A 669-nucleotide genomic window follows, 5' to 3' on the forward strand; every position below is an offset into this window, starting at 1 on the left:
GCGGGGGTGAAACCGGACAAAGTATTTCCCCATAACCTTCGGCATCTCTTTGCACGGACATTTTATACCCAGGAGAAGGATTTGTCCCGGCTGGCGGATATTTTGGGACACACCAGTGTGAATACCACCCGTATTTATACTGCGGAAAGCGGCCTGATTCATGCCCGGCAGATGGAGCGGATGGGGCTGATTGTCACATAATTTCTCTTATGTGGTAGTTTTGATGCGTCAAAAGCCATAGATGTACTTAAATTGTACAGGAGACGTAGAGAAAAAGCAAGGGATACCAATGAAAATAGGAAACAAATTTTGTTTCCGGGTATGACAAACAGACCGGACAGACCTCCTGTTGCCCGGCCAAATTTTTTATGCCTGAAATAATAAAAGCAGTGTCGTTTTCCCTGGCATTTAGAACCGCTGAATCCATGGATTCATGGCTTGGCCTCTGCTATGACCACATAAGAGAAACTATGTGGTCAAACGCCGGAAAGAAGAACAATACAAGGAGGTAACCATGACATGAAACGAAGGTTATTGGCAATGGCGCTTTCGCTGGTTATGCTGGTGGGGTTATTCCCAACGGCGGCGATGGCGACGGACGATCCAGGTGGAGGAAACAGCAGTTCAGTCTCAGCCGACACCTCCACGCTAACCACGTGGGAAGCTGTC

At 48.0% G+C, this 669-nt stretch carries 1 protein-coding gene; it reads left to right on the forward strand.

Annotated features, from left to right (window positions below; translation table 11 throughout):
• The coding region (locus DV520_RS12070; RefSeq protein WP_148881890.1) for a tyrosine-type recombinase/integrase at positions 1-201 on the forward strand (201 nt) is incomplete at its 5' end.
• Positions 202-669 lie beyond the last annotated feature (468 nt).

The sequence above is a fragment of the Evtepia gabavorous genome (genome assembly GCF_003425665.1).
Taxonomy (GTDB): Bacteria; Bacillota; Clostridia; order Oscillospirales; family Oscillospiraceae; genus Evtepia; species Evtepia gabavorous.